This window comes from Acetobacter tropicalis (assembly GCF_030644465.1).
GTDB lineage: Bacteria > Pseudomonadota > Alphaproteobacteria > Acetobacterales > Acetobacteraceae > Acetobacter > Acetobacter tropicalis.
Window position 1 is genome coordinate 2,678,158 of record NZ_JAUYUW010000001.1, and the last position, 21,751, is coordinate 2,699,908.

Below are 21,751 nucleotides of genomic sequence, written 5' to 3' on the forward strand. Positions count from 1 at the left end.
TTGACCACTTAAAATGGTTAAAGAAAAGGGACACAAAAGTGAACAGGCATCTTATTGATTGGATATGGCATGTAAGAGGATGTCTTTCAATTCCCGCGCAACAAACCAGCAGCGAAGTTTTTTGTAAAATAGATCCTTTGTTTCAGGAATTTGGAACAACGCATGAATTGAAAAATGAGAGTCTGATTTTTTCTAAAAAAAATCAACCTTCTCAAGATAAGATGGCTGTATTTGATGGTGGTGTTTTGAGCATAGAGAGCAAAAAAGAAGGTTCTGTTTTGCAATATGACTTAAGAAGTAAAACACTCCTTTTTTGTTTTCTGGCACCGTTTTTCTTTCTGGCAATGGCCGAACTCACAATTGTGGTTAAACACCTCCAAAAGTCATCAACCGAAGTGTCACAGTCTTTAGCCGAGAAGGAAAAAAAGGAAGAGGCCAGATATCTTATTCAAAGCCCGATAGACAAAGCTTTGGGGGTGCCTGCGCCAGAAAAGAAAACAGATAAAGATGACGAGAAGCAGGGCAAGAAAAAACTCTCTCCCGTAGCGGCTTATGTTTTTGCCGGTATCTTTTCGGTCTTATACGTTATCGGCAGGATTAGCGAAGCTTTGTCCGTAAAGTCTCTTTTTAGAAAATATTTGTCTTAGTATTGATTTTCTAAGACATTAGAAAAGGTTGCGGTGTGCGTATTAAAAAAATACTAAAACATGCTTTAATGTTGGCGGTGTTTTCACCGTTCAGTTGTCTCCCTCATGCATTTGCGGCAACAGCGCCTACACAGCAGGTTATGCATGTGCCGGGTTCACCTGATTTTCTTGCCGTTGATGGTGCTTCAGTTTGGGTTATGAACAGAGGGCGTGTAGAGCACTGGTCTGTGTCGGGGAAACTGGCTGAAGTTAAGCTGGACCATCCTTGTGGTGCCATGTCAGTAGCGTTTGGCTCCCTTTGGGTTGCTGATTGCAAAGCGAATACCCTAAACCGGATAGACCTCAAGACTGCACAAAAAGACGTTGTTATTCAAACAGGTATAGCAAACCCCAAAGGTGAGCTGAATGTTGTCAGTGGGGAGGGTTCTATCTGGGTAGCCAGTGATGGCAGCGGAAAAGTTGCTCGTGTTGACCCCCTTACAAACAAAGTCATTGCATCTATCCCGGTCGATTCTGAAACCTATTATCTTGCATTCGGTTATGGTGCCCTATGGGGTGTAAGCGCTACCCATAACACGCTTCAAAAGATTGATCCGCAAACTAACACCGTCGTCAAAAAAACCGCTCTTGGGCGTGCTCCTGGCTTTCTTGCTGCGGGGGAAGGGGCAGTTTGGGTACAAGAGCAGGATGACGGAACCGTTGCACGTGTCTCCCCAGAAACAGGAGAGGTTTCTGGCCGGGTGAACGTCGATAACTCATTGATGTATGGGGATATTGATGCCGGGGGTGGTAAGGTCTGGCTGCGTACCACAGACCATCAGACATTTGTCGTCATTGATCCCCAAACTCTGGCCATTCGTGCACGAATTGGTGCACAAACGGGCAGTGGTGCGTTGCGGTACACCCCAGAAGGTATCTGGACAACATCTCACGATATTCATGTTCTGGCATGGTGGGAAAACCCGGAAAATATCGGGAATTAAAAAAAGCTGAAGAAAGTTATCTTATAGAGTGGCAGATGCTTCGTGCGCGTCGGGTAGTATCTGTATTTTATAAAAGTAGTGACAAGGTAAGCCCTGCCTGTCTAACTCAGCCAATAGAGAGGCGAGCACAAAAAGCACCCTCCTATAAAGCTCTCCCTCTTATTGAGTGAGTTTTCCAAAAGCGAGAAACAATCCTATTACAAATTGGTCTAAATTGAACCGTAATCGCCATTAAAGAAATGTGGAGAGAACGGATAGCGCCTACATCTTTTGCCCGTAGCATTAAAAAGTGCATTGCCAAGCGATGGAAACGCCGCAGTCGTACCAACCTCTCCAATACCGCCGGGGTTGTCAGTACTTTTGATGATATGCACATCAATGGGCGGAGCGTCATTAATGCGCATAAGCGGGTAGTTATGAAAATTACTTTGTTCTATGCGCCCATTTTTTATGGTTATTTCTCCATAAAGTGCGGCGCTAAACCCAAAAAGAAGCCCACCTTCCATTTGTGCTATAAGTGCATCCGTATTAACGGCTATTCCGCAATCCACAACGGCGGTCACTTTTTTTATAGTAATAGATTTTTTCTCCGTTACCACTGCTTCAGTGACCACAGCGCAATGAGAGCCAAAAGCATTATGCAAGGCCAGGCCACGGCCGGTGCCTGTGGGGAGCGGTTTGCTCCATTGGCTTTCTTCCGCAACACGTTTTAGAACTGCTACGGAACGAGGGTTTTTGCCCAAAAGGCGTAACCTGTATTCGAGCGGGTCGGTATGTGTTGCGGTGGCTAATTCATCTATAAAACTTTCCACTACGTAAACATTATGCGCTGGGCCAACACCCCGCCACCAGCCAACTGGCACAGGTGTGTCAGCGCGCGTCCATGTTACAAACATCTGGGGCAAGTCATAAGGTGTATCTACTGCACCGGCTACAGCATCAGTATCGAGCTTGCCTGCGGGCAACCCGCCTGGGGCAAAGCGGTCAACAACAGAAGGCCCACTTACATGGTGCTGCCAAGAAAGCGGCTGCCCATTTTGCCCCAGTGTTGCACTGATACGGTCATAGTACGCGGGCCGAAAAAGATCCTGACGGATATCTTCTTCCCGGCTCCAGATAAATTTTACAGGGTGAGAGACCTGACAGGCAAAGTGTGTTGCCTGTTCTAAAAAGTCTGTAGCCAGCCTACGCCCAAAACTACCGCCTATCATGTGGTTATGAATTGCAACTTTTTTTGGCGGCAAACCTGTTATCTTTGCAACTGCAGCCCGTGCACGGGTCGGAACCTGTGTACCCATCCAGACATCGCAATGCTCTGCACGCACATGTAATGTTACATTGGCGGGTTCCATAGGCGCATGAGAGAGAAATGGGAGCTCATAAGCCGCTTCCAGTTTTTTGCCAGACTCTGCAGAAGTATTCTTGGGTTTATCATCACGCGCAATAATTTCTGGCACCGAAAGGGAGGCATCGCGGATTTTTCGTCTGATGTCTTCAGAGCTAAGAGAAGAATTTTTTCCTTCTACCCATTTAATTTTGAGAGCAGCTAAGCCTTTTCTGGCGGTCCAGTAATTTTTTGCTATAACAGCAACGGCTGTACTGGTTTTTAGAACATTCAGAACACCAGGGATAGTCCTGCACAGTGTGTCATCAAGGGTGTCGAGAGTAGCGCCAATAACAGGTGCTCCCATAACAGCGCCAATCGCCATTTCTGGCACACGCACATCAATACCAAAAACAGCAGTACCGTTCGTTTTGGCAGGAATATCAACCCGCGGGAAAGACTTGCCTATCAATTTCCAGTCGCTGGGGGCTTTTAGCGGCACATTTTGGGGTATGTTCTGCCGGGCGGCATCAACTGCAAAGTCACCATACTGCGCACAATGCTGGCCTGTATGGTCTTTTATGTAACCATTTTCGGCTGCTAACAAATGCTGCGGTATATTCCAGCGTGCAGCAGCAGCAGTAAGAAGCATAAGCCGAACCGCTGCACCAGCTTGCCGTAAAGGTACCCACGCATTACGGACAGAACGCGAACCGCCCGTTGAAAGGGATTTTAGAAACTTTGGAGCAACATCACTCACGTTGACGTGCCCCCCGGAAATGTCACCATTTTAAAGTAGAGTCCGATCGAGAAGGATACGGACGAATGAAACGCAGTCGTTTTACGGAAGAGCAGATCATAGGGGTGCTGAAAGAACAGGAGGCTGGGCTCAAGGTCTCTGATCTTTGCCGCAAACACGGGATCAGTGATGCGACGTTTTACAAATGGAAGACCCGCTATGGTGGCCTTGAGGTATCTGAGGCCAAACGGCTGAAGGCATTGGAAGATGAAAACAGTCGTCTGAAGCGTCTCCTGGCGGATGCGATGCTGGATAATGCGGCGTTGAAGGAAATTGTTGGAAAAAAGTGGTGACGCCTGTCGCAAAGCGGCAGGCGGTCCTACACCTTCAAAAGGCTCTGGCACTGAGTGAGCGTCGCGCCTGTGCCCTTGTTGGTCTTGCCAGGCGTGTTGCGCGGTATATTTCCACCCGGGCAGATGATGCCGCCCTGCGCCAGCGCCTGCGGGATCTGGCGAGCCAGAGACGCCGCTTTGGCTATCGCCGCCTGGGTTATCTTCTGGCGCGGGAAGGGTTTAGCCCCAATCACAAGAAGCTGTTCCGCCTTTACAAGGAGGAAGGGCTGAAAGTCCGCCATCGGGGTGGCCGCAAGAGGGCGCTGGGGACGCGTTCTCCCATGACCATCCCTCAGGAACCCGGGCAGCGCTGGAGCCTGGATTTTGTCTCGGATGCCCTGATCTGTGGCCGCCGGTTCCGCATTCTAGCTGTTATCGACGATTTCAGTCGCAAGAACCTGGCATTGGTTGCCGACACGTCATTATCAGGTGGACGGGTGGCGCGGGAACTGACGGCTCTGGTAGAACGATATGGCAAACCCCTCATGATTGTCAGCGACAACGGTACGGAGTTCACATCGCATGCCATCCTGAAATGGGCAGATGAGATGAAGGTTGAATGGCACTATATCGCCCCCGGGAAACCGCAGCAGAACGGCTTTGTCGAAAGTTTCAACGGCCGGCTGAGGGATGAATGCCTCAACGAAACGCTGTTCACCTCCCTCAGCCATGCCCGACAGGTTCTGGCTGACTGGCGGGAAGACTACAACACGGTGCGTCCCCATTCCCAATTGGATGGCAGGACACCGGATCAGGTCGCCAGACAAGTGTCTCGGGGGCATGCCCCCGAGACACTTGTCATCCCACCAACCCCAAGCCATAAAAAACGGGAACTCTCCTTTTGAGTGGATACAAAAAGGGGGGCACGTCAACGTCCTGCGGGAATGCAGGCAGGACAGTAATGTCTTTAGGGTCTACTTCCAGTTCTTCTGCAATAATAATGGCTTCGGTTGTGTAAATACCCTGTCCCATTTCAATGTTTGGAACAATGAGAGACATTTTATTATCACTCCCAATACGAACAACACCCCCAAGCGTAATATCTGATGGGGGGCGAACATTCAGGCTTGTTTGCGCGAAGGCCACTTTACTACGTGCAGCAGGTAGCCCTGCAAAAGCAAGCGCTATGCCCCCTCCCAAGAAGTGGCGCCGTAAAATAGGGTTCAAAGCGTTGTCAGTTTTGCTAACAAAAAGAGAAGGCATTTGTGCGCTTGTCACCTAATAGTCTCAAGGGAGAGGAGAGAAAGTAATGCGAGTAAAAATAGTTCCACACAAAGAGTGTATCAGGGTTATTAGACTGGCCAAGGCAAAGTTCTTGTGAACTCATCCTTGCTTTTCAAGTTTATTTTAAAGTCGAGCTTAGTAGCTTTCCTCTGCCCTGCAATTTACGGGAATTTCCGAAATACTAACCTCATTGGGCGACGTGACAAGGAAATGCGCAACGCGGGCAATTTCTTCTGGTGGTGTCATGTTCAGTTCCGGCATCATGCCTTCAACCATGTCGGTTTTTACAAAGCCAGGGCAGATCACCGTGGCTCTAATGCCATATTCAAACCCAGTGTGACGAATGGAGTGCGCCAAAGCAAGCGTTGCAAATTTGGACACGGCATAAGGGCCAGAATCTGAATCATAAACGCGTTTGCTCGACAGGGAGCCAATCATAACAACTCGGCCGCTGCCACAGGCAACAAGTTGTTCCCATGCAGCTTTTACGAGGCGGCGGGGGCTTTTAATATGTACGTCTAGCAGATCGTCCATCTCACGTTCAGAGATGTCTATAATGTTTTTCCAAATGCCAATGCCAGCATTTGCGACAACTGCATTAATATGCCCAAAATGGCTTATTGTGCTTTCAACCCAACTGGCTTCTGTTGTTGTGTCTAAGGCATCGTAGTGGCCAATCAAAACGCGCTCTTTGTCTGTTGCCCATGCTGGTATTTGGGATCTGCGGATACCAAGGCTAACACACCAGCCTTCATCGTAAAATTTTTTGGCAATCGCAGCCCCCATGCCTCTTGCTGCGCCTGAAACCATAATGACTTTTTGTGTTGTTCCCATCAGAAATTTTCCTGCTTATGGTAATTTTTTGAGTTGATATGAGCATCGAAACAAGGTGCACACCAAAATAATAGAAAGACCCCCGTATGGAAAATATGTTTCACATAGAGGGGTCTTTCTTTGTGGCATCAGTCAGGCACTAATTTTTAGAAATGTGCGCTTGCTTCCAGCCCAAAAGTGCGTGGTGTTAAAACGCTATAGGCATAATAACGTTCAGCAATGCCATCACGGGAACGAATGGAGCTCATATCATTACTGACTGCAGTTACAGCATACTGATCAGTCAGGTTATTGACAAAAAGATCAACACTCCATTTCCGTGTGTTGTATGTAATAGACGCTCGGTGCGTTACATAACTGGGCATGCGGTAGCCATAGCCTTCTAGCCCCACACGAGAGAAGATGCTGCCTTGATAAGTGGTCGCCCAATTAAACTGGATATTTCGGTCCTCATCTAGGGGGAAGGTATAGTTTGCAATGATACTCCCCGAATTCTTGGTCGAGCCGGGTAAACGGTCCCCTGGTTTTCCTGCATAGGAGCCTAGTACGTTGGTGACTAATCCGGGAGAGTATTTTGTCAAGTGTGCATCAACATAAGAATAGGTTGCTGAAATCGTAAAGTTTGGCAGAACTTTCACATTTACAGACGCATCGAAGCCTCTTGAGACAGCAGCCGCGCCGTTTTTCGTAATTCCAACATTCCCATATTGGGTCTGGCCGGGAACCTGTATGTTCGTCCAGTCAATATTGTAGCCAGCCAATGTAAATATTAACCGGCGGTGGAAAAAATTCCCACGGATACCAAGTTCGGCATTGCGTGTTTTATCTGGTTTATAACTGACTTCATTGGGTAGGGCGCAAGCATGCTGGACGCTTGTGTCCAATGGCATGGAACAGGGGGCCACTTTGTTTACCCCACCCACACGATAACCAGTACTGTAAGTAAAGTAGGTCATGATATTCGGGTTAATACGGTAGGAAATGTTCGCTTTCCACATGGTGCCATTGGCACCGGTAGAACCCTGTTGTGAGCTATAGTTTACATTCGGGTAGGTTTGGAAGAGCGGCAATGCAGTGCCACCATCTACCGAAGAATCATAATCAAAGTACCGGAAGCCACCTGTAATCTGAAGATTTTTCAAGATATGGTAGGTAAGCTCGCCATACACTGCGCGCTCCTGCGTTTTGGTGTGCACGCGTGAGGCATACTCAAGTTCATCAGGCCGATCGATACCCGCCCAAGATGTATACCCAGGGACATATTCGTGGCGGTTGGTATCTGTTTTCTGGTTGTTGTAAAAACCACCAATAACCCAGCTTATCGGCCCCTTATGGGTAGAAACAAGGCGCAGCTCTTCGTTGAACTGTGTGTATTTTCTGTGATTCTCGGCATAGGAAGAGAAGTTTGGGAAGGCTTGGTACCCATAATCAAGATCAAGCAGAAGATCCGTATTATCTTCAACTGAGTCTATGGTCTGGTGTGTATAAGCCGTTGTGTTGACCAACTGAGCAAAGTTGAAAATGTTGAAATAGAATTCCCCACTATAAAGGTCTGATTTGCGGTTTACTGGCTCCTGATAGCGCCACGGTGCATCATAATGGCCAGTCCCGAGCACGCCAGCAGCATTGGCCTGCTGGCCGCCTGTACGGGTTTCCTGGTGCATGTAGGTCAGGTAACCCTTGATGTTAGGGTTAACCTGCACCAAGAGCTGGTTACGGGTTGTAAAGGTGTGGTCGTAGTTCAGATCTTTACGGCGGTAAAAATTCTGGGCGCGCTGTTCAGCTGTACCCAAAGAGTTAGCACCCGGCTGCGGGTTAGAAACTCCCGGTGTCTTCAGCAGGTAGTTGTAGTCCATAAAGCCGGGGTCGTTATAGTACCCAACAACCGTTCTGAACGCCAGATGGTCTTTGATGAGTGGAATATTAAACGTGCCCGTTGTTTCACCACCGGGGGAGCCACTGTGCGATTCCCCAAAGGTCTTGCCGGTTACATCTGCAGACCAGTGGTTCAGAACCGGGCGGTGGGGCATATAACGAATAGCGCCAGCCAAGGTGCCTAAACCGTATAGGGTACCCTGTGGCCCCTGTAGCACTTCAAGGCGATCGATATCGACCATCTTGAAGTCTGTATAAAGCGGCACTTCACCCAGATAGACACCAACCGAGTTGTTGGTGAAGTTCCCGGTTGTTGACGTTGAGCCAGAAGAGAGGCCGCGCATAATAATGTTACCGGTATTGCCCGGGCCGTTATCGGTAATGGTCAAACCCGGCACAAAAGAGCTCAACTGACGAATGTCAGTGATCCGCTCATTCTTCATCAGCTTCTGATCAACGACAGAAATATTGATGGGCGAGTCTTCCAGCTTGGTTGAACGCCGCGTTGCGGTAACCATAATCTGCTCTTCTTGGGCAGCACGTACTTTCTGCTGAACAGGCTTAACCGCGGCGGCTTTCGTTGTTGCAGGTTGCTGCTTTGCTGGTGCGCCAGAATGTGCCTTCTTTTCTGCCACTGGGCCATTCTTCTGGTCAGACGAGGCTGCATGGGCAGAGGCAGCGAGAGCAAAGGGAGCGCCACTGATCAACATGGTGGCGCAGAACAGATATGCCCTTCTTTTAGCCGGACAATCCTGCATACATTACTCCTGTTTTCACTTTGGTGAGTGTCTTAGTCGCCAGTTTGAGCAATCAAGAAGAGAGTTGCTAAACAAATTCATATGGGAGCGTAGATCAATTATTCCGTTACCGATATATGTTGTTTGACGTAATTAAAGGTGTTTGTCATCAAAAAAGCATCGGTTTTCAAACATGAAGTGCATTAAATGATCGTTACCATTGAGATGTGGTAAGGATGTCAGATGCAAAATAGCGATTTTCCTATTTAGATAATTATGAAAAATAATGATAAAACAATATATCTTTCGGGTTATGTGAGGCGCAATAACGGCACGTACCAAGCGTGCTGTAGGCATAATCTGGTTTGGTAAAATATTTTTTGTGGCATGGGGAGGGCATGGTGATTGTAAAACCAGGCAACCTATGTCAGCTTCTATTCTCAGATCGAAACGGTCTACAGATTTACAAAAATATATGCTGGAGAAAGCAATGGTCGAAAAAGTTTTTTTGTGCCGTAACAGCGAGCTTAAAGAGAGCGCTATGCGCCAGGTGGCCGTTGCGGGAATAGATGCTTCGCTGGTGGTTTATAAGGTTAAGGGCAAGGTTTATGCGACAGACGCCCTTTGCACTCATGGTAAAGTAGCTCTTACGGAGGGTGATCTGGAAGGAACCACCATTTACTGCCCATTGCACGGTGGTGGTTTTGATGTGTGTACGGGCAAGGCTGTGTCTCCGCCGTGTACTGTTCCGCTCAAAACATATTCTACCGTTGTTGAGGGTGATGATATTTTCGGTTTGTTGGAGGATTAATCTTCCCCATCTTATGCGGATTTAAGCTGCCATCTTTACGTCAAAAAAGAAAAATGGGTGCTTTTGGCCTTAGTTGAAAGCACCACCTTAATTTCAGATAAAAAACAGTTACAATACAATATGTTAACCGTGTTCCTTGTGGCGTGCGGGCAGGCTTCACTCTGGTAAAATAAATGTTTCTTCCAAAAAATCCATTACGGTATTGATTCAATGTCAGAGACTCTGCTATAAAAGCGTTATGCAGTCTTAGTTAGACTGTAACAATATGCAATGGTTCGCTAGGGTTCCGACCTGTTTATGCAGGTGCCTGGTCCGAGAGCGAACGACCTCTGGTTGGGGTTACACGGCGGGACAAAAGCCCGGGAGACAGCACACTTTTTGTGTCGCGCTGCTCTGTTTGTCGTCGTGTTAACCGGAGGTCTTTAAAATGCATTTCTCTCCTTTTCCCTTGTTTATCAATGAGATAGGACTCTCGCTTACACCATCTTGTAGGCCTGAGTGTTCTGTTCCTGCTGCTGCACGTGCTTGTTCACGCTGTTGCGCTTCCCGCCCTCCAGGAGCTGAGAGTCTATAATGAAAAACGATATGTCGACGTTACGTCCGTGTCTTTACGAAGAGCTTGTCCCTGGTGGGGGGCATACGTCTTTTATCCTTAAGCGTGGGCGTGTTTTGCGCATTAAAGATATAGAAGGCGGTGCAAATGTAAGTGCCACTTTTCTCAATGCAGATCAGAAAAGTGAGCGTTTTAATCTACCAGATACCCTAAAGGGGCAGCATACTGCAAAACTGACTGCCGGGCACTGTCTGTATTCTGATATGGGACGCGTTTTACTCGCTATATCAGAAGATAGCTGTGGCTGGCACGACTCTTTTGGCGGCGTACTGAACGCGCAGGAAGTAGAAGAAAAATATGGCCCTGGCCGCTATCAGGAACTGCGCAATAAATTCCACCGCAATGGACATGATAACCTTCTTGTGGAGATGGGAAAATGGAACCTTAATATTCAAGACCTCCTGATGGTTGTTAATTTTTTCAGTAAAGTCATAGTTGATGAAACGGGTCAGTTTTCCTTTGTAGAGGGCAACTCTTCTGCGGGTGATTATATCGACTTATACGCCCCGATGGATGTGCTGATTATTCTGACTGCGTTGCAGCACCCCATGGACCCTTCACCGCAGTACAACCCAAAACCTATCTCTTTTTCAGTACATGATGTTGCAGAAGACGGTATTTCTTTTGGTTGTCACACCTCTCGGCCAGAAAATGGGCGTGCTTTTTTCAATACAGCTCTTTATTGCGTGTAAGGAAAACAGACATGAAATTAACGCCAAGTGCTCTGTCACCCGAAACAGCGTTTTTCCGCCATGTGATTCCCGCAGGTGAACCGTTTCTTTTTGAAGTAAAAGCTGGTCAAACACTGCGCCTTCTTGATCTGGAAGGTAATCAGGCCATAGATACTTTGTTTTATAACGCTCAAGCGCCACGGGAGCGTTACGACCCCCAGCGTACAATACGGCGCCAGAACAGCGTTTACCTTACGTGTGGCACAGTGCTGTATTCCAATATGGGCAATCCTATGTTGACAATTGTGGCAGATACATGCGGTCGGCACGATACTTTGGGCGGCGCTTGCGCGCAGGAGAGCAATACCGTTCGCTATGCGCACGACCGCCGGTTTATGCATAGTTGCCGTGACAATTTTTTGTGTGCCTGTCTGCATGATGGCAGATTAGGTAAGCGTGATATTGGCGCCAATATCAATTTTTTCATGAACGTGCCCGTTACCCCAGATGGTGGGCTTACGTTTGAAGATGGTATTTCCGCCGCCGGAAAATATGTTGAAATGCGCGCCGAACAAAATGTCATGGTTCTTATTTCTAATTGTCCGCAATTGAACAATCCCTGCAATGGGTGGAATCCCACACCGGCTGAAGTGCTGGTCTGGAATTAAAAACGGCCACTTCGGCTGTTTTTAAGCGGGTTGTAGAGCCAAGCCAGTCTTTTTCCCGTAGTGGGTAGCCACTTTCTTCTGAATGAAATTGTAATGTTTAAAAAATTACTCATAGCTAATCGTGGCGCCATTGCAGCCCGTATTGAGCGGACTTTACAAGACCTGCATGTTTGTTCGGTGGCTGTCTATTCAGAAGCAGACCTTGGCAGCCTTCATGTACGCAATGCAGATCAGGCTATTTCGCTTGGGGAAGGCGCTGCAGCTGAAACCTATCTGAAAACAGATAAAATTCTGGCAGCAGCCCGGCAGGCGGGTGCTCAGGCTATTCATCCTGGTTACGGGTTCTTGTCTGAAAATGCCGCTTTTGCTGAAGAGTGTGAGAGTCAAGGTTTTGCGTTTGTTGGTCCTACACCAGAGCAACTTCGTACTTTTGGTTTAAAACATACCGCGCGAGATCTGGCCGCCGCACAAGGCGTGCCTATGCTACGTGGCACCCCTTTGCTCAATACAGCCCAAGACGCAACAGATGCCGCCGCCCAGATCGGGTATCCGGTCATGCTCAAAAGTACGGCAGGCGGTGGCGGCATAGGCATGCGTGTCTGTTACTCTGAAGAGGAATTGATAGAGGCCTTTGATAAAGTTCGTCAGTTGGGCCTTAATAACTTCTCTGATGGAGGGGTGTTTATTGAAAAATACATTGAGCACGCAAGGCACCTCGAAGTTCAGATATTTGGTGATGGACAGGGTGAGGTTATTGCCCTTGGGGTGCGTGATTGTTCAATACAACGCCGAAACCAGAAAGTTATAGAAGAAACCCCGGCTCCCGGCCTGCCCGATGGCATAGCTGAAGCCTTGTGTGAAGCCGCAATTCGGCTGGGTAAAGCCACGCACTACCGCAGTGCGGGCACTGTAGAATTTGTTTATGATAGTGATGTCAAGCAGTTTTATTTTCTAGAAGTTAATACACGGCTGCAGGTTGAGCACGGGGTAACGGAGCAGGTCTGGGGTGTAGATCTGGTTCGGTGGATGGTTGAACTGGCGGCAGGCACACTGCCCCCGCTCAGCACGCTCATGGCTAGCTTAACGCCGCAGGGGCATGCCATTCAAGCCAGACTGTATGCTGAAGACCCTGGCCGTAATTTTCAGCCTTCTCCCGGCCTTGTCACTCATGTTCACTTTCCGCCAGCAGACGGAAAAGCTCTGCGTATAGATACATGGATAGAAGCAGGCGCAGAAATTCCGGCTTTTTTTGACCCTATGGTGGCCAAGGTTATTGCGCATGATAGCACACGCCAAGCAGCGCTTGCCCGGCTGGATGAAGCACTCGCCGAAACAGAGATTTACGGGGTTGAAACTAATTGTGCCTACCTTAGGCAAATTCTAGCCTATCAACCGTTTGTAGAAAGCAACCCATGGACAAGATGCCTTGAGGGCTTAACCTATAAAGCCAATACGTTTGAAGTTCTTGTCGCTGGCACACAAACCACCGTGCAAGATTTTCCCGGCAGGTTGGGATACTGGGCTGTTGGTATTCCCCCCTCTGGCCCCATGGATAGCCGATCTTTCCAGATGGCTAACAGGATTTTGGGAAATGCCGCAGGAACGGCCGGTCTTGAAATAACCATGAATGGCCCAACTCTGCGTTTTAACACAGACGCCGCTGTTGCCATTACCGGTGCCGAAATTGTTATTGAGCTTGATGGGCAGCCTTGCCCAATGAACACCGCATTCCGTGTTTGTGCGGGGTCTGTTTTAAAGCTGGGTAGTATCGTCAGAAAAGGAGCACGTAGTTATCTGGCCCTGCGTGGCGGTATTGTTGTTCCCTCTTATCTGGGCAGTTGCAGCACGTTTATTCTGGGTCAGTTTGGCGGGCATGCAGGGCGCGCGTTGCGTGTGGGTGATGTATTGCATCTTCCGCCATCACAGAGCCTAATAGATGGTGCTGTGCTGCCTGTATCGCTTGCACTAGCACTGCCCGATGTGCAGACCGTGCGTGTGATCTACGGCCCCCATGCCGCACCGGAATATTTCACGCCCGCCTATATGGAAACATTTTTCGCTACAGAGTGGGAAATCCATTTTAACTCCAGCCGCACGGGCATTCGTCTTATTGGCCCCAAGCCGGAATGGGTGCGTGAAAGTGGTGGAGAGGCAGGCCTTCACCCCTCCAATATTCATGATAATCCATATGCGATTGGGGCAGTCGATTTTACGGGAGACATGCCGGTTATTCTGGGGCCAGACGGTCCCAGCCTCGGTGGGTTTGTGTGCCCCGTAACCGTTATAAGCGCGGACCTATGGAAGCTGGGGCAGCTACGGGCAGGTGATTTGGTGCGCTTTGTACCGGTTGACCTCCCCACGGCGCACAGCTTGGCCCGTGCGGATGAAGCTGAAGTCCAGACACTGGAGGAGCAAAGCCCATCGTGGGAGCACGCACAGCTTTCCTCCCCTATTGTCATGACCGAAGGGGCGGGCAGCACACGCCTTGTGGCCCGGCTCTCGGGTGATGCAAACCTTCTGCTTGAAATTGGCGATCCCGAACTTGATCTGACACTCAGGTTTAGGGCGCATGCGCTTATGCGCGCAATGGAGGCAGAAAATCTCAACGGCATTATTGACCTAACGCCAGGCATTCGCTCCTTACAGATCCATTATGCTTCCAATCTAATCACTTCTGGGCAGTTACTCAGCATCATTAAGCAGCTGTGGGCTGATGTTTTAAAAAAAACCAACCTACGTGTTCCGTCTCGTATTGTGCATCTCCCCCTCTCGTGGGATGACCCCGCTTGCCAGTTGGCCATTCGCAAATACATGACCACCGTGCGCAAAGATGCGCCATGGTGCCCCAGCAATTTAGAATTTATCCGGCGTATTAATGACCTTGGCAGAATTGATGACGTGTACAACATTGTCTTTAACGCCAGTTACGTGGTCATGGGGCTGGGAGATGTCTATCTGGGCGCTCCAGTCGCAACGCCGCTAGACCCGCGTCATAGGCTGGTAACCACAAAATATAACCCGGCCCGCACCTGGACAGCAGAAAACTCGGTTGGCATCGGCGGGGCTTACCTGTGCGTTTACGGCATGGAAGGCCCGGGGGGCTATCAGTTTGTAGGCCGTACCTTGCAAATGTGGATGCGGTATCGCTTGCCAGCAGCGTTTCAGGGCAAATCTTGGCTCCTGCGCTTTTTTGACCAGGTCCGTTTCTATCCGGTTTCAGCTGAAGAGCTGGAAGTTATCCGCCGAGACTTTCCGTTGGGCCGTTATGATATCAAAATCGAACAAACAGAAATCGCTCTTTCAGATTATCATGCGTTTCTGGAGCAGCATCATGAGGCAATTTCTACGTTCCAAAAATGCCAGCAGGCCGCTTTTGATGCAGAGCGCCAACGCTGGATAGAAAATGGTACGGCTAATTTTGAAAGTAACGATGTAGCTCCAGAGGAAGGGGAGGATCTACCGCTAGCCAATGGCCTACAGGCCGTTGAAAGCGGCATTGCGGGCAACCTATGGCAGGTACTTGTTAGCCTGAACGACAGAGTTGAAGTCGGTCAGGTCGTTGTTGTTCTGGAATCCATGAAAATGGAAATATCTCTTGTTGCACCCTGTTCTGGCACAGTCATGGAAATTCGCGTTCAACCTGGCGCTCCTGTCAGATCCGGACAATGCGTCATTGTAATCAAGGAAGACTGAACTCATGACAAACAATTTTCCTAATTTACAGATTGATAGTCTTTCCGCAGCTTATACTCGCGGCGATATAACCCCGCGCGACCTTATGGCACAGTTGAAACGCCGTTCGACACAACTCAATGCAGAATTTAATCTGTTCATACATATTCTAGATGAAGCGGAACTCGATCCTTATTTGGAAAGACTTGAAAATCCGGCAGCCAAAACCAAACCGCTTTATGGTATCCCGTTTGTTATAAAAGATAATATTGACCTAAAAGGTGTTGCAACCACAGCCGCGTGCCCGGCTTTTGCTTATATGCCCAAGAAAAGTGCCACTATTGTTGAGCAGCTAATTGAATTAGGGGCTTTACCTGTAGGCAAAGCCAATCTGGATCAATTTGCAACAGGGCTTAACGGCACACGCTCCCCCTACGGTATCTGCAAAAACAGTGTTCTGCCGGAGTATCCTTCAGGCGGGTCAAGTGCGGGCTCTGCATTGGCGGTTGCGTTGGGTGTGGCCAGTTTCTCTTTGGGTACCGATACAGCCGGTAGTGGGCGTATTCCTGCTGCGTATAACAATCTGGTTGGCCTTAAGGCCAGTAAAGGACTTATTTCAACAGCCGGTGTTGTGCCCGCCTGTCGCACGCTTGATTGCACAACCCTTTTTACTGCTACGGCGGCAGAAGCCAGCCGTTTGCTGGGGTTGGTTGCCCGGCACGACCCGCGTGATGACTTTAGCCGCCACAACCCGGCATGGAACGATGCAACAGCCTTTGGCGATATTGAACCGGGTTTTCGGTTTGGTGTGCCAAAAGTAACAGAATTTTTTGGTGATGATGAAAGCGCAGCACTCTTTGCGGCCTCTATCACCACACTCAAAAACATGGGAGGAACAGAAGTCTCCTTAGATTTTAATCCATTTTTGGAAGCCGCCCGTTTACTGTATGAAGGGCCATGGGTGGCAGAGCGTTACCTGGTTGCGGGTCCATTAATAACAAAAAACCCAGAAGCCGTTTTGCCTGTTATTCATGATGTCCTTGAAAAAGCACCGCATTATTCAGCGCTCGATCATTACAAGGCTTTATACCGGCTGCAACACCTAAAAATGGCGTGTGATGCCCTGATGGCTGACCTCGACTTTGTAATAACCCCTTCCATGCCGCACCCGGTTACCCTGAATGACTTGTACAGGGAACCTGTTGAGGCCAATTCAAAATTGGGCTGGTACACCAATTTCATGAACCTGCTGGACTACGCTGCTGTAGCCGTGCCTGCCAGTTTTATGACCAACGGCCTGCCATGGGGCATTACGCTGTTTGGGCGGGCGTTTACCGATCAATACCTTCTGTCTGTTGCCAATAAATTCCAGCATACCACCAAGTTAGCGCTGGTGGGCGGCCACACACTGCCGGCTTCTGTGGGCAAAATGCGCCGGACAAGTAATGACAGAGCGCGGGTTGTTGTTTGCGGTGCTCATCTGGAGGGTTTGCCGCTTAACTGGCAACTGCGTGAGCGGCAGGGGCGTTTGGTCTCTGCCACCACAACTTCTGCGCATTACCGCCTATATGCCTTGCCGGGTGGGCCGCCTATGCGCCCTGCCATGGTACGCGCTAGAGAAGGCGGGCAGGCCATTGAAGTAGAGGTGTGGGAAGTGCCTTCAGCAGAGCTAGGGTCTTTTTTAACCAACATTCCAGCCCCATTAGGCCTTGGAAAAGTGGAACTGGCAGATGGCTCATGGGAGACAGGCTTTGTCTGTGATGGCTACGCCATTGCCGACGCACAGGAAATTACCAGTTGGGGAGGGTGGCGTGCATGGCTGAAGTCGCGCGCTCCATAAAGTGAGGCGGGTTCGGCTCCATTTTCAATGAAGTAATGATCCATTGAATAGTCTTAAAATGGGTCTGCAATAGCTTTTATCATTAGCGTGGGGTGCTACGTTAGCTAAGCATTGTAATAGCGTGCATACAAGGCAGGTCATGGCATGAAGATAAGCAAAAACATGTGGGAGAAACAGCATTGGCCGCTTATTGCGCCAATGCTACTTACTGCGTGTTTTCTTGCTGCTGTTTTGTTTGGGAGCGTGTTTTGGTCTGGCGTGGTTTTGGGTCGAGGTTCTACACTCATCTGGTATAGTGTGAGTGTTATTCTTTGTCTCGGCCTGCAGGCTGGCGTTGGCGTATGGCAGTTGGTTCTACAAGAAAAATGCCACCGCACAGCAGAGGTAGAGGCGCAAAATCACCTCAATGCGTTAAAAGCTGAGCTTGATGAGAGCACCAGAGCGCAGACTGCCCTACGTAGAGCGCATGATGCCGCCCTTGCCGCTAATGAAGCAAAAACACGTTATCTGGTCTCTGTCAGTCATGATGTTCGCTCACCACTAAATACCATTTATGGCTATGCGCAACTGTTAGAGCGCGGCAACCCGTTCCCCCCCAAAGAAGCCGGGGCTGTTATTCGTCAATCAACCGAGTATCTGACAAGCCTTGTCGAGGCCCTGCTTGAGGTTTCAAAAATAGAAAGCAAGCATGTAGAAGTCCAGTCAGACGTTGTTTCAATACGAGACTTGCTTGAACATGTTATCATGATGTTTCGGGTACAAGCACAAGCAAGAGGTCTTAAACTAGACTTCATTGTGCATGATCCATTACCAACCACAATCAGGACAGATGAAAAACGGCTTCGTCAAATTCTCGTAAACCTCCTTTCAAACGCCATTAAATATACAGATGAAGGCTGCGTAACGCTTTCTGTCCATTATCGGAATGAGGTGGCACGGATTGAGGTGAGTGACACAGGGGCAGGCATTGCCGCAGATGATTTGGAGCGTGTGTTTGAACCTTTTGAACGTGGTTGCGATGCGCAAACCCAGGGCAAGCCCGGAATAGGACTTGGCCTAGCCATAACACGAGTGCTTACGCAGATATTGGGAGGCGAGATCACAGTGGACAGTCATGTGGGGGTTGGGACCACATTTTGCCTCAGAATTATGCTGCCCATCGTTCATAACCTGTCCGATACAGCAGAACCCACTCCCTCTAAAGGTCAGATTGTAGGGTATAAAGGCAAGCCGCTTTCCGTGCTGGTGGTTGATCATGATGCGCTCCAGCGTGACTTTCTGGAAGCCTTGTTGGTGCCGCTAGGCTTTGTTGTGCATCAAGCGTATGACGGTCTTTCAGGTCTTCACGCCGTGGCGCAATGCCACCCAGATATGGTGTTGCTGAGCGTGAAAATGCCCGGTGAAGATGATCTGGTAACGGCGGCAAAAATACGCTCCGAACACCCAAGTAAACCAGCTATCATCATGGTTTCTGCCGGCAATGCCGAGTTAAGTGCAGATGCAGACAGAGCCACAGATTATGATGCTTTTGTTACAAAACCCGTTGATAGTAACACCTTACTCACCACCATTGGCCGCGTACTACACCTTGAGTGGATTTACGTGAAAGACGATGAGGTGGAAATCGACATACCTGATTTTTCTAACGATTATTTTTCGGGTCTTTCATCGAAAATTCGGCAGTCTTTCCACAAAATTCGCCAAGCGTCAGAACTGGGGCATGTCCGAGGTGTAGAAAACGTGCTGAATTCTCTCGCAATCGAAACGGAATCTGATAGAGTCTTTATTGCGATAATAAAACGGTATGTACGTGACTTTGACCTGGCAGCAATAACCAGAGCAATTAACGATGCCGAATTATGATCAACTGACAGAAAGAGCACAGCCATGTGTTCTGGTTGTCGATGATATGCCTCAGTCACTGCATTTTGTGACAGCTGCACTGGAGGAAGCAGGCATGACCGTGCTGATCGCTCGTGATGGTTTTGCGGCACTGGACCTTCTTAAGAAGGTGGTGCCCAACATTATTATTATGGATGGGTTAATGCCGGGGCTAGATGGTTTTGAGGTTACGCGGCGGCTACGGGCCGATCCCACGTTTACCCATGTGCCGGTTATTTTTATGACAGGCCTGACCGAAACTGAGCACGTTGTGCAGGGCCTTAAAGCGGGTGGCGTTGATTATATTCGTAAGCCAGTTGACGTGAATGAACTGGTGGCACGTGTACGTGTACATCTGCACAATGCTAGAACAGGGCAGGCTGTTACGCAGGCGCTCGATTTTGGGCACCGCCCAACAATTGGTGTCGATAATCAGGGCATCTTGTTGTGGCACACCCCACAGTCTGCTGTTGTGTTAACTAGTGCTTTTCCTGGTTGGGTCATTAATCAGCCTCTGCCAGAGCCACTGCGTTCCGTCATCATCAACCTCCTCGAGCAGCACTCCCTTACCATGCGCCAAACAATAGAGGTCGCTGGTGGGGTTATAGAGTGTGTGTTGATGGGTACAATGGATGACAGCATAAACGCTGTCTCGCTTTTATTAAAACGGCCAGGTGATGAGGAGCGTTTGCTTGAAACACGCCTTGGGCTTACGGTGCGTGAGGCACAAGTATTGCTCTGGATCAGCAAGGGTAAGTCTAACAGAGATGTGAGCATTATCTTGAACATCAGCCCGCGCACGGTCAACAAACATCTTGAGCAGATCTTTGTTAAACTTGGTATTGAAAACAGAACATCAGCCGCAGCTATTGCTATGGCAACAATGAATAAGTGAGGTCGTCTCAACATTATAAAAATCTGTCAACTCACAAACAAGAATAAGTCTTTTTCTTATCGTAACTATCACCTAAGGGAGTATAAAATCGATGCCGACATTGCCCGTCGCTCATAATGCCCCTTTTCGGGTAAAGAGCTTAGGAATATCAGTATGTTGCAAGAATAGGCTTTCATGATGCCGCATTTTCTTCTCAGCAACCTTAAGCAGGCTCGTAGCGCGCTTGAACAGGGCAACTTGCCAAAAGCACACTCTCTTGCCATGGCCGTCGTGGCGCAAGATGCGCGTTCAGCCGCTGCATATTTCCTACTTGGTGTTTGTGAAATAACGAGGGGAAACATACGGGCGGGAAAAGATCTTTTAGAAACATCTGTTGGTTTTGAACCCTCTGTGGAAGGTTGCGCCCAGCTGGCACGTGTTTTTTTACTGTTGCGGCGCGATGCAGATGCCTTAGCTGCGTTGCAGGAGGCCGAATCTTGCTTAAACGCTGGCAAAGAATCCGATGCTATAACGCGCGATACAATAGGCTGTGCCTATTCTCGTTTAGGTATGCACACGGCATCTCTTGCACATTTTGAAGCGGCAACCCGTGGTGCGCCAAGTAATGCAGCATTTTTGTATAATTGGGCAGTAGCTTTAAGCTTTGTTGGGTGTATAGATGAGGCCGATAAGGCTTTTGAGGCCCTTATAGCCCGTGCTCCAGATAATGCACGGGCTCACCACGGTTTAAGTGGGTTGCGGCGGCAAACCCCAGAGCGTAACCATGTGCCCCGTTTACGCGCAACACTGGCTCGGGCAGAAGATCCAGAAGCGCGCTTACTGCTGGGGTATGCGCTGTCAAAAGAACTCGAAGAAATTGGACAGGCAAAGGAGTCTTTCCAGTTTTTGTTTGATGCCAACAAAGCACATAAAAAGCAGTTGGCGTATAGCATTGAGCAGGATGAAAAAATTTTTGGTGCTATAGAACAAAACTGGCCGCTTTATGCTCAAGCACCCGTCAATAATGCGCCTGTAGAGGCTCCAGTTTTTATTATAGGTATGCCAAGAACAGGTACAACCTTGGTGGATCGTATTATTTCCTCTCATCCAGATATGGTGAGCGCTGGTGAACTTCAGGCTTTTCCCATCGCAGTCAAAGCCGCTTCTGGAGTCAGAACCAGATTAGTTCTTGATGTTGAGACAATTGCTAAAGCTGCAGATAAAAACCTTGGCATGATAGGGCGCGACTATATTGCGCGTGCACGCTCACATTTGCCTGCACAAGGCATGCGGTTTAGCGACAAGTTTCCTGGCAACTTTATGTATGCGGGGCTTATCGCCAGAGCGCTGCCCTCTGCACGTATTATTTGCCTGCGCAGACATCCGATGGATACTGTTTTAAGTAATTTCAAAAACCTATTTGCTACAACATCACGTTATTACGATTACAGCTATAGCATAGAGGATATTGCTAGATATTACGTGCGTTTTGATAGATTAATGCGTTTTTGGCAGAAGGAAATGCCGGGTCGTATCTTAGAGGTTCAGTATGAAAATATTGTTCTGGACCAAGAAAACATCACGAGGAATATTCTCGCGCATTGCGGTTTAAGCTGGAATGATGCCTGTCTTTCTTTTCATAAGAACAGTGCCGCAGTGTCAACACCAAGTGCATCTCAGGTGCGCCGTCCACTCTACCGAGATGCTTTAGAGCGTTGGAAGCAGCATGAGGAAGCTTTGATGCCTGCACGCCGTATTTTGGAGCAGGCAGGAATTGCATTGTAGAAAACCATCCTTTTTCGACGTGTGTAAAAGTGGTGGTTTTTCATCCCGTTGTATCATTCTTCCTTCCAAATGTTCGGTACAGCTGGTTTCTGCATGATGCTCTTTGTTCTTTTGGGCCTGCTCCCATGTTCAGTGTTTGTTATGATTGCTTGTCGAGGGTAAATTGATGTCATGTTCTCAA

At 48.8% G+C, this 21,751-nt stretch carries 15 protein-coding genes and 1 riboswitch; of the genes, 11 read left to right on the forward strand and 4 right to left on the reverse strand.

Features of this window, described 5'->3' with window-relative positions; genetic code table 11:
- Window positions 1-38 precede the first annotated feature (38 nt).
- On the forward strand, window positions 39-647 hold the full coding sequence (locus QWU00_RS12205) for a hypothetical protein (protein ID WP_035377447.1): 609 nt from the start codon (window positions 39-41) through the stop codon (window positions 645-647).
- A gap of 146 nt (window positions 648-793) precedes the next feature.
- Window positions 794-1,630: a Vgb family protein gene (locus QWU00_RS12210; protein WP_197056301.1), complete on the forward strand. Its 837-nt coding sequence runs from the start codon at window positions 794-796 to the stop codon at window positions 1,628-1,630.
- 209 nt (window positions 1,631-1,839) lie between these two features.
- Here QWU00_RS12210 and QWU00_RS12215 read toward each other — a convergent pair whose 3' ends face one another.
- Window positions 1,840-3,714 (reverse strand): xanthine dehydrogenase family protein molybdopterin-binding subunit, encoded by a 1,875-nt coding sequence (locus QWU00_RS12215; RefSeq protein ID WP_231551541.1) that lies wholly within the window; start codon window positions 3,712-3,714, stop codon window positions 1,840-1,842.
- Between the two features lie 65 nt (window positions 3,715-3,779).
- Between QWU00_RS12215 and QWU00_RS12220 the strand changes: the two genes are divergently transcribed.
- Window positions 3,780-4,930 (forward strand): IS3 family transposase gene (locus QWU00_RS12220; protein WP_150395601.1). Its coding sequence is split into 2 segments (ribosomal slippage): window positions 3,780-4,038 and window positions 4,038-4,930, totalling 1,152 coding nucleotides; the frame shifts between segments, so codons are not numbered across the junction.
- Here the strand turns inward: QWU00_RS12220 and QWU00_RS12225 are convergent.
- From QWU00_RS12225 to QWU00_RS12235, 3 genes are all read right to left on the reverse strand, one after another.
- Complete coding sequence (locus tag QWU00_RS12225) at window positions 4,884-5,288, reverse strand: molybdopterin cofactor-binding domain-containing protein (protein WP_035378583.1); 405 nt, start codon at window positions 5,286-5,288, stop codon at window positions 4,884-4,886. The two genes, QWU00_RS12220 and QWU00_RS12225, sit on opposite strands and share 47 nt — an antisense overlap.
- 156 nt (window positions 5,289-5,444) lie before the next feature.
- Window positions 5,445-6,143, reverse strand: coding sequence for an SDR family NAD(P)-dependent oxidoreductase (locus tag QWU00_RS12230; protein ID WP_035378580.1), 699 nt, complete (start codon window positions 6,141-6,143; stop codon window positions 5,445-5,447).
- Between the two features lie 146 nt (window positions 6,144-6,289).
- Window positions 6,290-8,776, reverse strand: coding sequence for a TonB-dependent receptor (locus QWU00_RS12235; RefSeq protein WP_035378578.1), 2,487 nt, complete (start codon window positions 8,774-8,776; stop codon window positions 6,290-6,292).
- A 403-nt stretch (window positions 8,777-9,179) separates the two neighbouring features.
- Here QWU00_RS12235 and QWU00_RS12240 point away from each other — a divergent pair, with 403 nt between their 5' ends.
- The 8 genes from QWU00_RS12240 to QWU00_RS12275 all read left to right on the forward strand — a co-directional run bounded on the left by QWU00_RS12240 (window position 9,180) and on the right by QWU00_RS12275 (window position 21,570).
- On the forward strand, window positions 9,180-9,566 hold the full coding sequence (locus QWU00_RS12240) for a non-heme iron oxygenase ferredoxin subunit (protein WP_150395615.1): 387 nt from the start codon (window positions 9,180-9,182) through the stop codon (window positions 9,564-9,566).
- Between the two features lie 267 nt (window positions 9,567-9,833).
- Window positions 9,834-9,934, forward strand: a riboswitch (guanidine-I (ykkC/yxkD leader).
- Window positions 9,935-10,139: 205 nt separating this feature from the next.
- Window positions 10,140-10,871, forward strand: a complete 732-nt coding sequence (locus QWU00_RS12245; RefSeq protein ID WP_197056308.1) for an urea amidolyase associated protein UAAP1 — start codon at window positions 10,140-10,142, stop codon at window positions 10,869-10,871.
- Between the two features lie 11 nt (window positions 10,872-10,882).
- Window positions 10,883-11,518 carry an urea amidolyase associated protein UAAP2 gene (locus QWU00_RS12250; protein ID WP_035378575.1) on the forward strand — a complete coding sequence of 212 codons (636 nt, stop codon included), beginning with the start codon at window positions 10,883-10,885 and terminating at the stop codon, window positions 11,516-11,518.
- A 93-nt stretch (window positions 11,519-11,611) separates the two neighbouring features.
- Window positions 11,612-15,211, forward strand: coding sequence for an urea carboxylase (gene uca, locus QWU00_RS12255; RefSeq protein ID WP_035378572.1), 3,600 nt, complete (start codon window positions 11,612-11,614; stop codon window positions 15,209-15,211).
- A 4-nt stretch (window positions 15,212-15,215) separates the two neighbouring features.
- Entirely contained in the window at window positions 15,216-17,030 is a 1,815-nt protein-coding gene (gene atzF / locus QWU00_RS12260) for an allophanate hydrolase (RefSeq protein WP_035378569.1), read from the forward strand.
- 144 nt (window positions 17,031-17,174) lie between these two features.
- Window positions 17,175-18,893, forward strand: a complete 1,719-nt coding sequence (locus tag QWU00_RS12265; protein ID WP_052051213.1) for an ATP-binding response regulator — start codon at window positions 17,175-17,177, stop codon at window positions 18,891-18,893.
- Window positions 18,880-19,806 carry a response regulator transcription factor gene (locus QWU00_RS12270; protein WP_052051212.1) on the forward strand — a complete coding sequence of 309 codons (927 nt, stop codon included), beginning with the start codon at window positions 18,880-18,882 and terminating at the stop codon, window positions 19,804-19,806. The genes QWU00_RS12265 and QWU00_RS12270 overlap by 14 nt, the downstream gene beginning before the upstream one ends.
- Before the next feature lie 174 nt (window positions 19,807-19,980).
- A complete protein-coding gene (locus QWU00_RS12275) occupies window positions 19,981-21,570 on the forward strand; it encodes a tetratricopeptide repeat-containing sulfotransferase family protein (RefSeq protein ID WP_197056307.1) in 1,590 nt (529 codons plus the stop codon).
- The last annotated feature ends 181 nt before the right edge of the window (window positions 21,571-21,751 follow it).

Excerpts from the sequence above, each read along its gene's own strand:
- QWU00_RS12225 (WP_035378583.1), bottom strand. The coding sequence starts at position 5,288 with ATGCCTTCTCTTTTTGTTAGCAAAACTGACAACGCTTTGAACCCTATT.
- QWU00_RS12230 (WP_035378580.1), bottom strand. The coding sequence starts at position 6,143 with ATGGGAACAACACAAAAAGTCATTATGGTTTCAGGCGCAGCAAGAGGC.
- QWU00_RS12235 (WP_035378578.1), bottom strand. The coding sequence starts at position 8,776 with ATGCAGGATTGTCCGGCTAAAAGAAGGGCATATCTGTTCTGCGCCACC.
- QWU00_RS12240 (WP_150395615.1), top strand. The coding sequence starts at position 9,180 with ATGTCAGCTTCTATTCTCAGATCGAAACGGTCTACAGATTTACAAAAA.
- QWU00_RS12245 (WP_197056308.1), top strand. The coding sequence starts at position 10,140 with ATGAAAAACGATATGTCGACGTTACGTCCGTGTCTTTACGAAGAGCTT.
- QWU00_RS12250 (WP_035378575.1), top strand. The coding sequence starts at position 10,883 with ATGAAATTAACGCCAAGTGCTCTGTCACCCGAAACAGCGTTTTTCCGC.
- uca (WP_035378572.1), top strand. The coding sequence starts at position 11,612 with ATGTTTAAAAAATTACTCATAGCTAATCGTGGCGCCATTGCAGCCCGT.
- atzF (WP_035378569.1), top strand. The coding sequence starts at position 15,216 with ATGACAAACAATTTTCCTAATTTACAGATTGATAGTCTTTCCGCAGCT.
- QWU00_RS12265 (WP_052051213.1), top strand. The coding sequence starts at position 17,175 with ATGAAGATAAGCAAAAACATGTGGGAGAAACAGCATTGGCCGCTTATT.
- QWU00_RS12270 (WP_052051212.1), top strand. The coding sequence starts at position 18,880 with ATGCCGAATTATGATCAACTGACAGAAAGAGCACAGCCATGTGTTCTG.
- QWU00_RS12275 (WP_197056307.1), top strand. The coding sequence starts at position 19,981 with ATGATGCCGCATTTTCTTCTCAGCAACCTTAAGCAGGCTCGTAGCGCG.